We start from the raw sequence: 13,577 nt of genomic DNA, 5'->3' as shown, positions 1-13,577 counted from the left end.
GTCTACATTCCCGGGCCATGTCCACCTTGCTCGAACACGGCCGCACCCACGACTGCGGCAGTTTGCGCGCCGCTGACGTCGGCGCCACCGTGGTCCTCTTCGGATGGGTCCATCGCCGCCGCGACCTCGGCGCGCGGATCTTCGTCCAGCTCCGTGATCGCTTCGGCATCACCCAGGTCGTGTTCGGCAAGGATCTCGACGCCGCCGCCTACGAGGCCGCCGACGGCCTGCGCGGCGAGTTCTGCGTCGCCGTCAAGGGCGAGGTGGTCGCCCGCGGCGACAACAGCAACGCCGCCATGGCCACCGGCGAGGTCGAGGTCAACGCCACCGAGCTGCAGGTGTTCTCCCCGGCCGACACCCTGCCGTTCAACGTCGCCGACGACGACAAGCTCGACGCCAGCGAGGCCCTGCGGCTCAAGCACCGCTACCTCGACCTGCGCCGGCCCAGCCTGCAGAAGAACTTCATCCTCCGCTCGCGCCTGGCCACGCTCACGCGCATCACCCTCGCCGAGCAGGGCTTCCTCGAGCTCGAGACGCCCTACATGGTGAAGTACACCCCGGGCGGCGCGCGCAACTTCCTCGTCCCCAGCCGGCTCAACCCGGGGATGTTCTACGCGCTGGCCGAGTCGCCGCAGATCTTCAAGCAGCTGTTCATGGTCGCCGGCATGGACAAGTACTTCCAGATCTGCCGCTGCTTCCGCGACGAGGACCTGCGCAACGATCGCCAGCCCGAGTTCACCCAGATCGACGTGGAGATGAGCTTCGCCACGCCCGAGCGGGTGTTCGCGCCGATCGAGCGCCTGATCCGCCGCGCGTGGAGCGAGGTCCTCGGCGTCACCCTGCCCGACCCGTTCCCGCGCATGACCTGGGCCGAGGCGATGAACCGCTTCGGCAGCGACAAGCCCGACCTCCGCTTCGGCCTCGAGTTCGTCGACATCACCGACCTGGCCCACAAGTCAGGCGCCAAGATCTTCGAGGCGGCCAAGCTGGTGAAGGCGATCGTCGTGCCCGCGGCGCACAGCGAGTCGCTGTCGCGCGGCCGCATCGACAAGCTGACCGAGCTCGTGAAGAAGCGCGAGTCCGGCGGCGCCAAGGGCCTCGCGTGGGCCAAGGTGCAGGAGGGCGGGTCGTGGAACTCGCCGCTCACCAAGGCCATCTCCGCCGAGTTCCAGGCCGAGATCAGCGCCCGCGTCGGCGCCGAGCCGGGCAGCGTCGTCCTCGTCGTCGCCGACGAGCCGCACACCGTCCACGCCGCGCTCAACGCCCTCCGGCTCGAGCTGCGCGACAGCCTCGACCTCGTCAAGCACTCGAACTCCGACCCGTGGCGGTTCCTCTGGGTCACCGACTTCCCGCTGTTCGAGAAGAGCGAGCGCGGCTACGTCAGCTCCCACCACCCGTTCACCTCGCCGCGCCTCGACCAGCTCGCGCTGCTCGACTCGGACCCGAGCCAGGTGCTCGCGCAGGCCTACGACCTGGTGCTCAACGGCAACGAGGTCGGCGGCGGCTCGATCCGGATCCACCAGTCCGAGGTGCAGGCCAAGATCTTCCAGGTGCTCGGCCTGTCCGAGGCGCAGATCCAGCAGAAGTTCGGCTTCCTGCTCGACGCCTTCCGCTACGGCCCGCCGCCCCACGGCGGCATCGCCCTCGGCCTCGACCGCCTCAGCATGCTGATGTGCGGCGCCCAGAGCCTGCGCGACGTCATCGCCTTCCCCAAGACGCAGAAGGGCACCGACCTCATGACCGGCTGCCCGAGCGGGGCCGACGACGCCCAGCTGGCCGAGCTCTACATCGGCCACCGCGACCTGCCCGCCACCCCCGAGAGCTGAGCCGATGTCCGAGGCCGACCCGACACTGCCGTCCGCGCCGTCGGCGTCGCTGCGCGCGGCGGTGGCGGTGTTGGAGGTCCCGAAGAACATGTCCCAGAAGACAGCTCTTCACACCCGCCTCGAGCAGCTGCCGCCACGGCGGCGCGGCCTCCTGCGCGTCGCCAGCGTCCTGCTGTGCGCCGCCTGCATGGTGCTCGGCTCGCCCGACTACAACCAGTGGTACCTCGGCTTCGTCGGCTGGGTGTTTTGGCTGGCCGCGATCGAGGGCCTGGCGCCGAAGAAGGCGTTCTGGCTCGGGTGGCTGTGCGGCGTCGCCACCGTGTTCTTCGGCTTCTTCTGGCTCACCGAGCTGCTGATCCGCTTCGCCGACTTCCCCACGTGGGGGACCCTGCTGGTCCACTTCATCTTCGCCGCCTTCCAGGGCCTGCAGTGGGCCGTCCCCGCCGCCGCGCTCAATTGGCTGCGCCGGCGGACCGGCCGCGACGTGCTCCTGCTCGCGCCGCTGGTGTGGGTCGCCGGCGAGGCCGTGCTGCCGCACATCTTCCCGTCGTACCTGGCGCTGATGTGGTGCTGGCAGCCGCTGTGGCTGCAGGTCGCCGAGATCGGCGGCGTGACGACTGTCGGCCTGGTGCAGCTGCTGATCAACGCCGGCCTCTACGCCGCCCTGCGCGACTGGCTGCTGGCGGGCACGGTCAACCGCCGCGCGCTCGCGGTCGCCGGCGCCACGCTGGTCGGCACCCCGCTGTACGGCGCGGTCCGCATGGCCCAGATCGACGCGATGATCGCCGAGTCGCCCAAGCTCAAGGTGGGCGTCGTCCAGGGCAACTTCGGCATCACCGAGTGGGGCAACCCGCGGATGAAGTTCCAGATCCTGCGCAAGGAGCAGCAGGAGTCGGCCCGCCTCGAGGCCGAGGGCGCCGAGGTCCTGCTGTGGGGCGAGACGGCCTACCCGTTCTCCTACGCGCTCGCGCGCGGCGACGGCTTCGACCTGCCGCAGGCCAACCCGCGCCGCCTCCGCCGCGACTTCACCATCCCGCTGGTGTTCGGAGTCGTCACCGCCGACCGCAAGGTCAGCGAGTTCGCGTGGAACACCGCCCGCGTGCTCGAGGCCGACGGCCGCCTCGGCGACAACTACGACAAGGTCTATCCGCTGTGGTTCGGCGAGTACACGCCGCTGGTCGACCCGCACTGGTTCAAGGAGATGGTCCCCTCCGCCTCGCACATCAACCCGGGACCTGGCCCGAAGGCTCTGCGCGTCCATACAGGTCCCGAAGGCCAGCACGAGTGGCGGCTCGGCCCGCTGATCTGCTACGAGGACATCCTGCCGCGGTTCGCCCGCGGGGTCGCGGCCGAGGGCATCCACGCGTTCGTCAACCTCACCAACGACTCGTGGTTCGGCAAGTCCAAGGAGCAGGACCAGCACATGGGCCTCGCGGTCCTGCGGACGATCGAGAACCGCCGGGCCCTGCTGCGCAGCGTCAACGCCGGCATCAGCGTCTACGTCGACCCCGTCGGCCGCGTGCTGCAGCGCATCGAATCGACCAACCCCGACGAGGACGGCCCCCTCCCCGCCTCCGGCTTCGTCGCCGAGGTGCCGATGATCGACCCCGATTATCGCACGCTCTACACCCGCACCGGCGAGCTGTTCAACGCGCTGGTGCTCCTCGGCCTGTGCGGGATCGGCCTCCGCGGCCGCCGGCGCGAGTGAGCGCGGCAGTGCAGAGGTGGCCCCGAGGTCATGTCTGCAAGGGCATGTCCGAAGCGGCATGACGTAACAGACATGCTCGCCAGGGCATGTCCGGAACGCCATGCGAGCATGTCCGAAGCAGCATGACCGCAAGGACATGCTCGCAAGGGCATGTCCTTGGTGCCATCCGACCCCGCCTCAGAACCGGTAGCGCAGCGCCTGGTGCATCCTGGCGATCCGCGGCCGCTTCGCGCACCACTGCAGCACCTTGCGCTGCATCCAGCCGAGCTTGACCACGTCGGGCGAGCCGACCAGGGGCCACTCGTCCATCAGCTCGAGGCCGAACACGTGGCTCTCGAGCTCGTGCGGGTCGTCGAGGCCCCACTGCAGCCGCGCGCCGGTCTTGCGCAGGCTGCGGTGCAGGCCCTGGGCCCGCAGCGCCCGCGAGCCCAGGGCGTCGAACAGCACCTGGCCTTCGGGGAAGCGGACGATGATCCGGCGCAGCAGGTCCTCGACCTCGGCCGCGGTCAAGTACATGAGCAGGCCCTCGGCCACCACCATAGTCGGGCTGTCGTCGGGGAGCTGCTGCAACCAGTCCGGGTCGGTGACGCTCGCGCCGATCATCTGCACGTTCGGCTGCTCGGGGTACAGGCGCCGGCGCACCGCGATCACGTCGGGCAGGTCGACCTCGAACCATCGCACGGTCGGCGGCGGGGCGACCCGGTCGATCCGGCTGTCGAGCCCGCAGCCGAGGTGCAGCACGGTCGCTTCGGGGTGCGCCGCCAGATACTCGCGGGTCCAGGCGTCGAGCTGCTTGGCCCGCACCGACGTGGTGAAGCGGTCACCCTGGGCCGACTTCAGCCGCGCGAAGTCGTACGCGATGGTGTCGACCAGGCGCTCGGCAGTCTCGTCGCGGAGGATCGGATCGGGCGAGCGGCTCTCGAGCGCGCGCGCGTGGAGCGTGATGAGCAGCGTTTCCTGCACCCCCGAGAGGTCGATCTTCTCGGCATCGGGCTGCGTCGCGGCCGGCGGTATCATGGCCGGCGATGATAGCCTCAGCTTCCTCCTCGCGCCGCAAGGCGACGTTCACGCTGCTGTGCATGGCGATTTCGCGAGGTGCGGCCGCCGCCCCCTGGCAGCCGGACCCGAACCGGGCTGTACCGGACGACGGTGGCGGGGTCGCGCAGAAGGTCGAACTCGTCGACATCGACGCTGACGGCTTCGTCGATCTCGTGTTCGCCAACAGCCGCGGCGACGAGCTCGGCGGCGAGGCCGACGCGCAGCTCAACGCGCTGGTCCACAACGACGGCGGGCTCGGCTTCTCGCTGCTGCCCGGCGTGTTCGAGGGGCCCGACAACGCCTACGTGATCAAGGCCGGCGACCTCGACCGCGACGGCGACCCGGACCTCGTGGTCGGCGTCGCCTACTCGGGGGCGAGCTACGTCCTGTTCAACCTCGGCGACGGCGTGTTCATGCGCCAGGACATCCTCGACGGCGCGCCCTTCAGCGTGGGCGACCTCGAGCTCGGCGACGTCGACGGCGACGGCTTCCTCGACGTGGTCGCCGCCGACTGGGGCGTGTCGCAGCCCTACGGCCAGATCGGCGACACGGGCGGCCCTCTGCGCCTGTGGCTCGGCGCGGGCGTCGGCGGCTTCAGCGACGGCGCCGCGTTCTTGCCCGGCTCGCTGCTGTCGTGGTCGTTCGACGTCGAGCTGCTCGACTTCGACAACGACTTCGATCTCGACATCCTCGCCGCCTCGCGCGGTCCCGGCCCCGCGCTGGCCCTGCGCAACGACGCCGGCGTGTTCGTCGTCCACCCGATCGCCCCGCTGGCCAACAAACAGATCAACAGCGCCTTCACCGTCCTCGACCTGAACGCCGACGCCAGGCTCGATCTCGTCACCCTGCAAGACGGCTTCGGCGGCGCGCGCAACACCGTGCTCGTCGGCGACGGCGGCGGCGGGTTCGTCGACAACCCCGGCGCCTACTGGGCCCTCGTCGACAACCCGCTGCGCCTCGACTTCGACGCCGCGAGCCTCGACTTCGACAACGACGGCACGCCCGACATCGTCGTCCTCGGCCCGCAGCAGAACCCCGGCGATGTCCACGCGCGACTGATGCGCAACGACGGCAGCTCGCTGGTCCCGATCGCGCCCGACAGCGCCGCGTTCACGCCGAGCCTCGAGCTCGCGGCCAGCTTCGGCGTGGCGATCGCCGACTTCGACCGCGATCGCCGGGCGGACCTCGCCGTCGCAGTGCGCAGTGACCAGGCCCCCGACGCGGTCCTGTTCGGCGGACCCGATGTCCCGGAGGACAGCACACCGCCGCGGATCGGGATCTTCGAGCCGTTGCCGGACCCGCTCCCGTCTCCGGGCTTGCTGTTCTTCCGCGCTCGCGTCGACGACGGCCGCACCCCCGCGCTCTGGCACGACTTCCAGCACGACCCGATGTTGCCGACCTACAACATCCACAGCCAGACAAGCGTCGCGCACCTGCGGCGGCTGCCGTACCTCGAGCTCGCCTTCGACCTCGCCGACCCGGCGGAGTTGGCCACGCTGGCCGACGACGATCCGGCCAAGATGCTCGTCCCCGCCGAGTGGTACGGCGAGTCGTTATGGCGGATCGGACTCGACGTGCCCGGGAGCTGGGCCGTCGCGCACGACCTTCTGGTGTGGCGGCTGTGTGCCGTCGACGCCGCCGGCAACAAGGGCTGCAGCGAGCCGGCGACGTCGGTCCTCGTCGAGCGGCAGGACCTGTGCGGCAACGACATGATCGACCCGGGGGAGGAATGCGACGATGGCCACGATCTGCTGTGCGTGAACTGCATGCTCACCTGCGGCGACGGCGTATGCACGGGCTTCGAAGACGTCGTCACCTGCCCCGTCGACTGCTCCGACTGTGTCGACAACGGCGTGTGCGAGCCCCACGAGGACGAGTCGTGCTGCGACTGCACGCCCTGCGGCATATGCGGCGACGGCGTGTGCCAGACCGACCAGGAGAGCGCGATCGGCTGCCCCGAGGACTGCAGCGTGTGCGGCGACGGCATCTGCGACGCCCTCGAGAGCGAACAGTCGTGCTCCTTCGACTGTGAAGTGTGCGGCGACGGCCTGTGCAGCGGCAGCGAGAGCATCGACGACTGTCCGTGGGACTGCTCGATCTGCGGCGACTGCGTGTGCGACGGCAACGAGGACCCCGACAACTGCTGGATGGACTGCGGCCAGGGCTGCGAGCAACCGACCGAAGGGAGCTGGTGCGGCGACGGTGTCTGTCTGCCGGAGGAGTGGGGAGACTGCCCCGAGGACTGCGGCGTGTGCGGCGACGGCATCTGCGACCCCGGCGAGCCGCCGTGCCAGGCCGACTGCGGCGCGTGCGGCGACTGCGTGTGCGACCCCGTCGAAGACTCGGTGAGCTGCCCCGGGGATTGCAGCGAAGACGCGTGCAGCGGGCCCGGTGGCGACGAGACGGCCAGCTCCGGCCCCGAGGGCGACGCGGTCGACGACGGCCTGGGCTGCAGCTGCCGCGACACTCCGGGCAGCGGCGGCCTCGCGTTCGGCCTCGGCCTCTTGCTCGCCCGCCGGCGCCGACGGCATGCCCGAAAAAGCATGTCTTTATGAGCATGTTCGCAAGGACATGCCCGTTCAGACATGTCCTGGTGAATCGGCGGCGACCGACGAGCGCGGCGACGCGCGCCTCCCCTCGTCTCGCCGCCGGCTGCCGCTGCCCAGCGTCGTCACCGATGGGAACGGCCGGGCCGACGTGCTATGCCGTCGGCGATGCGCCTCACGCCAGCGATCTTCGCCCTGCTCGTTTACGGTTGTGGTCCCGAGAGTCCGGGCGCGACGGCGCCGACGAGCGAGGGCGCGAGCGCGACGACCTCGACGAGCGCCGCGAGCAGCACGAGCGGGCCGACCACGGGTTCGTCCACGGCGGCGACGGAGAGCACCGGCGACGCGCCGACCACCGGCGGCTCGATGAACTTCGTCCCCTCGCCCGATCTGCCGGCCCCCTGCGATCCTTGGCAGGACACCTGTCCCGAGGGCCAGAAGTGCAAGCCGGAGGCGCTCATCATCGGTCCCTGGGGCGACGCGCGCTGCGTGCCGGTCGCCGAGCCGGCGACCCCCGTCGGCGGCGCTTGCGAGGCGGCCGAATGGGACCCCATCGACACGTGCGAGCGCGGCGCCGTGTGTCACGGATTCCTCGGCGAGGACGAGGAGGGCCGGCGCTGTCACGAGATTTGCGGCGGTTCTCCGCAGGCGCCGACGTGCTCCGACGCGTGCGCGATCTGCTTCGCGAACGGCGCCGTCGCTGGCGTGTGCCTGTTCCCTTGCGATCCGCGGGCGCCCACGTGCCCGACCGGCCAGGGCTGCCAGATCGCGGCCGAGCTACCGCGCTTCGCCTGTACCCCCCACGGCGGTCAGAGCCTGGCGGGCGAACCTTGTGAATCGTCTGGCTTCTGCAGCGAAGGCACCGCCTGCGTCGCGGCGGCGCTGGTGCCCGGCTGCGCCGACGATCTCTGCTGCACGCCCGTGTGTGACCTCGGGAGCCCCGACACCTGCGGCGCGGCGCTGCCGGGTACGAGCTGCGCGCCGTGGCCGGTGAGCAGCCCCGAATTCGACGACGCGTGCCTGCCGGCAGGCCTGGGCCTGTGCTCGGCGCTCTAGCGACCTGTCCTTTCAGTCAGCCGGAGCACGGTCGGCACGTGTCCCTGAGCAACCGGGGCCCTGCGCGGGGAACGAGAGACATGTCCCTTCAGACAGACGACACACCGCCGGAGCCCATGCTCACGCGGCGAGCCAAACCTGCCCGTCAGAAGCGCACTACCAGCTGGCCTGCTCGCGCCTGCACGCGCGTACGGCCGCGGATCGCCCCGGCGATCAGCGCCGTCACGCTCGCGGTCAGCAGGGCCCCCGCCAAGATCCCGCCGACCAGCGCCATTCGGTTCGCGCGCAGCCCCTCGGCCACCAGCTCGGTCTTCTGCTGCTCGCGGGCGCTGTCGCTGCCGCACGGATCGAGCGGGTCGTCGCCCTCGCACGGCCGGGCCGTCACGCCCTTCAGCTCCTCGTCGACCGCGCGCCCGGTGAGCCCGCCGGCCAGCGCCACCACGCCGGCCACCACCGCCGCGCTGCCGAGCCCCGCCGCCGCCAGCCCGGCCTTGCGGTCGAACCCGCGGCGCACCGGCTCGACCTTCGGGGCCGGTCGTGGGCCCTCCGGCGCGGATGCGCTTCGGTACATGGCCCAAAGTTCAGCCCGTCGTCCCTCGACCCCGGCGCGGTTCTCGTCGTCGGTCGGGTCGAGCCCGCCGAGGTAGGCGTCGAGCGCCGCGATCGCGGCGTGAAGTCGGGCCGGGTCACCGGTCTCGCGATACCCTGCCTCCTGCGCGTCGGCGATCGCCAGCGCCGCGGTCGCCCGTCGCGGCGCGTAGCCGAACCCGCCCGGCAGGGCCCGGAACGCCCGCTGCCACAGCGCGATCGCCCCGTCGCGGTCACCGGCCGCGAGCCGGGCCTGGGCGGCCGCCGACAGCTCCGCCGCCTCGTCGACCCCGTCCTGGGCCCCGGCACGCGCCGGTCCGGCCTCGCCGACGCGTGTCTCTTCGGACATGTCCGATCGGCCCTCCGGGGGCGCGGCCAAGCCCGGCGCCGGCGCGGCGGTCAGCGCCAGCCCGATCCAGGTCGTCAGCGCGGCCCGCCACCAGCGGCCGTGCCGGAGCTGCCAATCGCTGTCGCGCGAAATTTACCTGTTCGATGCGACATGTCCGTTCGGACATCCATCTCGGAGCGCCTGCCCGTTCGGACATCCGATGCGAACCTGCCCGCTCGACCTGGCTCGTCCCGCGACCTGTCCGTCTGGACAGCACATGCCGACCTGTCTGCTCCGACCGGCGCCGCGTCCTCCGACCCGCCCGCCTCGCATGACGCCGAGCTCGCCTTTGCCGGCTCGCCCGCGAGGGGCTCCTCGGTCGCCCAGGCCCGGGCGGAGCCCGCGGGGGCGCGCGGGGGCGCCCGGACGACGGCGGCGGGGATCGCGGCAGGCACGTCGTTCGGATGGTAGACCACCCCTCTCTCCGGACAAGGCCTGCCGGACGCGCGGGCGCGTTGAAGCTCGGGGCAGTTTCCGGGATCCTGGTCCTCGCAGTGGCAGGCGCAGAGTCCACGGCCCGTGCGGGTCGGCAGTCAGCGAGCTTCGAGCAGGCCGACACGGCCACGCCGCCGGAGTCCTCGGTCGTGCCGTCGCCGGACGACGCGCGCCACCTGAGCCGCCTGGCGAGCGAGGCGCGGCGCGGCGACGCGCTCGCCCCCGAGCGGCTGGCGATGGAGGCGATCAAGGCCCGCCTGTTCCCCGGCGAGGCCGCGCCGGCCAAGATCGGCCGCTTCACCGTCCTGCGGCAGATCGGCGCCGGCGGCATGAGCGTGGTCTACGCCGCCTACGACGAGCGCCTCGACCGCCGGATCGCGGTCAAGCTGCTGCGTTCGGGCGAATCGAGCGACAACCAGGCGCGGCTGCTGCGCGAGGCCCAGGCGATGGCCCGCCTGTCGCACCCCAACGTCGTCGCGGTCCACGAGGTCGGCGCCTGGGAGCAGCAGGTCTACGTCGCCATGGAGTTCGTGCGCGGGCCCAACCTGCGCGAGTGGTTGCAAGCTGTCCCGCGGGACATCCGGGAGATCCGCGAGGTGTTCGTGGCCGCCGGTCGGGGCCTCGCCGCCGCCCACCACGCCGGCCTGGTCCACCGCGACTTCAAGCCGGCTAACGTGTTGGTCGGCGACGACGGTCGCGTGCGCGTCGGCGACTTCGGCCTCGTGCGCCACGCGGGTGACGAGCCGCAAGACGGGCCCGCGCCGGCACCTGTCCTCGCGGCCAGCCTCGTCCAGGCCGGCGCGCCCGTCGAGCTGTCGACCACCCTGACCCAGACCGGCGCGATCCTCGGCACGCCGGCCTACATGTCCCCGGAGCAGCACCTCGGCCGGCCGGTCGACGCCCGCAGCGACCAGTTCTCGTTCTGCGTCGCCCTCTATGAGGCCCTCTACGGCGCCCCACCGTTCGCCGGCCGCGACCTGTTCGAGCTGGTCCGCCGCGTGCTCGCAGGCGCAGTCTCACCTGTCCCCGAGGACAGCAAGGTGCCCGCCTGGCTGCGGCGCGCGATCCTCCGCGGCCTCGCCGTCGACCCCGCCGCCCGCTGGCCCAGCATCGACGATCTGCTCGACGAGCTCGAGCGCGACCCGGAGCGCGCGTGGCGGATCCGTCGCGGCGCCGCGCTGGTCGGCCTCGCGGTCGTCGGCGTGGTCGTCGGCCTCATCGCCGTCGCGCGCGAGCGGGCCGACGCCGCCGCGCAGGCCCAGCGGGCCGAGGCCGCCGCCGAGCGCCAGCGGCGGACCGCCGAGGACGAGCGGGCCGCCGCCGAGCAGGAGCGCGACCGGGCCTTCATCGACGCCAAGGCCCAGCTCGCAGAGGCACAGCGGGCCCAGGCCGCGCTCAAGGACGCGCTCGCGGCCGCCGAGGCCCAGCGCCTCAACGCCGAGGCCCACGCCGCGCTCGCCGAGCACGCGCTGTCGGAGGCCGAACGGCGCCGACGCGAGGCCGAGGCCCAGCGCAAGGAGGCCGAGCGCCAGACCGGCCGCGCCGTCCACGAGGCCACGCGGGCTCGCGACGCCAACCGCCTGGCCCAGGCCCTCGCCGGCGCGCGCGGCGATCCGACCACCGTGCTGGCGCTCCTGCGCGAGGTCGAAGATCCGGCCGCCGCGTCCGGCTGGGTGCCCGCGGCCGTGTGGGCCCTGCAGCAGCCGGTCAGCGCCGCAGTCCTGCGCGGCCGCGGTGCCGCCCTCCTCACCGCCGCCTTCAGCCCCGACGGCGCCCGGGTCGCCGCCGCCGGCGAGGATCGTCAGGTGACCCTTTGGTCCTGGCCCGACGACCATGTCCTGAAGATCCACGAGCACCAGGGCCCGGTCCGCGCCGTCGCCTTCGCGCCCGCCGGCGAGCTGGTCAGCGGCGCCGAGAACGGGGCCGCAGTGTGGCGCGACCCGCCGGTGCGCCTGCCCGCCGGCGGCGGCGACGACCTGCGGGCCTTCGCCCTCGCGCCCGACGGCCGCACCCTCGTCACCGGCGGCGGCGACGGCCGTGTGCGCGCCTGGGACCTCGACGCCGCGCCCCCGCGCCCACGCGAGCTCGCGCGCCACGAGGGGCCTGTCCATGCGGTCCTGTTCGATCGGGCAGGTCACCTCGTCGCCTCCGCCGGCGCCGACGGAGCCGCGCGGATCGTCGACCTGCGGGGCGGCCCTCCGCGCTCGCTGCCGCACCCGAGCGGCGCGGTGCGCAGCGCCGCCTTCAGCCCTGACGGCCGCAAGCTCGCCACCGGGGCCCAGGACGGCCTCGTGCGCGTGTGGGACGCCTTGGGCTCGGGCGCGCCGGCGCTGCTCCGCGGCCACACCGACGAGGTCGTCGCCCTCGCCTGGAGCCCCGAGGGCGATCGCCTCGCCTCCGCCTCGCTCGACCGCAGCGCTCGCCTGTGGAGCTCCGCCGGCTCCCCCCAGCGGACCCTGCGCGGCCACGACGGCCGGGTCTACGCCGTCGCCTGGAGCCCCGGCGGCGACCGCCTCGTCACCGCCTCGCAGGACGGCACCGCCCGCGTGTGGTCGGTCGCCGGCGGACCTGTCCCCGGGGACATGCCGCTGATCCTCCGCGGCCACGGCGAAGCGGTGGTCGCCGCCGGCTTCAGCCCCGCCGGCGACCACGTCGTCACCGCCTCGCGCGACGGCACCGCCCGCGTGTGGCGCGTCCGCGGCGGCGACCCGCTCGTCCGCGCCGTCCCGCTCGGGGGCCCCGTCGATCACCTGGTGTGGACCGCCGCGGGCCTCCACGCCGTCCGCACCGACGGCCGCGCCCTCCGCCTCGCCCCCGCCGCCCTGGCCGCTGCGGGCCTGGCCTCCGTGCCAGGTCCCGGGAACGACGCCGACTCGAGCCGGCGGAGCGCCGACGGGAAGAACCACGACCAGTCTCTCGGAGCAGGTCCAGACGGACATGTCGCGCAGGACATGCTCTCCCAGACAGGTTCATCCGTCCCAGCCCAGGCGACCGCCCGGACCTCCCTCGACCCCGAGCGCAGCGGCCCCGCGCGCGAGCCGGTCGCCCTCGCGGTCGCCCTCGCCGGCCCGGCCGCCCCGAGCCTGTTCCTCGGCGCAGGTCCGAACGGACATGTCCTCACGGTCACCCGCGCCGGCGCCCTCCAGGGCTGGGACGACGCCCGCCGGCCGCTCCCGCCCCGCCCGCTCGACCCCGGCGCCGCTGCGGCCGCGGTGTCGGCCGACCGCGCGCGCGCGGCCCTGGCACTGCCTGACGGCGCGCGCCTGATCGACCTGGCCGACGGGACAGCTCGCCCCCTGACCGGCCACCGCGGCAGCGTCACCGCCCTCGCCTTCTCGCCCGACGGCCAGATGCTCGCCACCGGCGCCGCCGATCGCACCGCCCGGCTCTACCGCACCGGCGATCTGTCTGCCGCCTCGCGCGAGCTCGGGCCGCACTCGGGCAGCGTCACCGTGCTGGCGTTCGCGCCCGACGGCCAGCGGCTCGCCAGCGGCTCGTGGGACCGCCGGGTCCGGATCTGGGCGCTCGACGGCGGCGCCCCGACGGTCCTGGAGGAGCACAGCGGCCCGGTGCGCGCGCTGGCCTGGCGCCCCGACGGGGCCGCGCTGGCGACCGCCAGCGACGACGCGACCGTGCGTGTGTGGCCGCTCGACGGCCGCGACGAGCCGGTGGTGCTGACCGGCCATCAGGGCCCCGTGCGCGCGCTGGCCTGGTCGCCCACCGGCCCGCACCTCGCCTCGGCCGGCGACGACGGCCAGCTGCGGCTGTGGACCGCCGACTTCGCCCCCGCGACCTTGAAGGCCCGCCTGCGCGCCGCCTCGCCGGTGTGTCTGTCGGCGCGCCAGCGCGGCCAGCTCCTCGGCGAACCTCCGACGCTCGCCGAGGCCAACGCGGCCGCGTGCCAGAGCGAGCGCGAATCAGTCGAGTGACTTCACCGAGCCATCGGGCCCGAAGCGCGAAGCACCCGAGGAAAGACGCGAGATCGGCGACGG

The 13,577-nt window shown here is 73.2% G+C and carries 7 protein-coding genes; 5 read left to right on the top strand and 2 right to left on the bottom strand.

Annotation, left to right across the window (positions count from 1 at the left end; genetic code table 11):
• Positions 1 to 17: 17 nt before the first annotated feature.
• Positions 18 to 1,826, top strand: a complete 1,809-nt coding sequence (aspS, locus tag OV090_RS26685) for an aspartate--tRNA ligase (RefSeq protein ID WP_267707437.1) — start codon at positions 18 to 20, stop codon at positions 1,824 to 1,826.
• Between the two features lie 4 nt (positions 1,827 to 1,830).
• On the top strand, positions 1,831 to 3,534 hold the full coding sequence (gene lnt / locus OV090_RS26680; protein ID WP_267707436.1) for an apolipoprotein N-acyltransferase: 1,704 nt from the start codon (positions 1,831 to 1,833) through the stop codon (positions 3,532 to 3,534).
• Positions 3,535 to 3,711: 177 nt separating this feature from the next.
• On the opposite strand, the gene OV090_RS26675 is transcribed toward lnt, so the two are convergent.
• Positions 3,712 to 4,551, bottom strand: coding sequence for a class I SAM-dependent methyltransferase (locus tag OV090_RS26675; RefSeq protein ID WP_267707435.1), 840 nt, complete (start codon positions 4,549 to 4,551; stop codon positions 3,712 to 3,714).
• 8 nt (positions 4,552 to 4,559) lie between these two features.
• Here OV090_RS26675 and OV090_RS26670 point away from each other — a divergent pair, with 8 nt between their 5' ends.
• Together OV090_RS26670 and OV090_RS26665 are read left to right on the top strand one after the other, a co-directional pair.
• Positions 4,560 to 7,127, top strand: a complete 2,568-nt coding sequence (locus OV090_RS26670) for a VCBS repeat-containing protein (RefSeq protein WP_267707434.1) — start codon at positions 4,560 to 4,562, stop codon at positions 7,125 to 7,127.
• A 159-nt stretch (positions 7,128 to 7,286) separates the two neighbouring features.
• The gene (locus OV090_RS26665; protein ID WP_267707433.1) at positions 7,287 to 8,174 is read left to right on the top strand and encodes a hypothetical protein; all 888 of its coding nucleotides are present in this window, start codon (positions 7,287 to 7,289) and stop codon (positions 8,172 to 8,174) included.
• Positions 8,175 to 8,319: 145 nt separating this feature from the next.
• Here the strand turns inward: OV090_RS26665 and OV090_RS26660 are convergent, their stop codons facing one another.
• Positions 8,320 to 9,111 carry a hypothetical protein gene (locus OV090_RS26660; protein WP_267707432.1) on the bottom strand — a complete coding sequence of 264 codons (792 nt, stop codon included), beginning with the start codon at positions 9,109 to 9,111 and terminating at the stop codon, positions 8,320 to 8,322.
• Positions 9,112 to 9,734: 623 nt separating this feature from the next.
• Between OV090_RS26660 and OV090_RS26655 the strand changes: the two genes are divergently transcribed.
• Positions 9,735 to 13,514 carry a serine/threonine-protein kinase gene (locus tag OV090_RS26655; RefSeq protein ID WP_267707431.1) on the top strand — a complete coding sequence of 1,260 codons (3,780 nt, stop codon included), beginning with the start codon at positions 9,735 to 9,737 and terminating at the stop codon, positions 13,512 to 13,514.
• Positions 13,515 to 13,577: the final 63 nt, after the last annotated feature.

This window comes from Nannocystis sp. RBIL2 (genome assembly GCF_026626745.1).
In the GTDB taxonomy this organism is placed as follows: domain Bacteria; phylum Myxococcota_A; class Polyangia; order Nannocystales; family Nannocystaceae; genus Nannocystis.
This window is presented reverse-complemented; position numbering and strand designations above follow the sequence as displayed.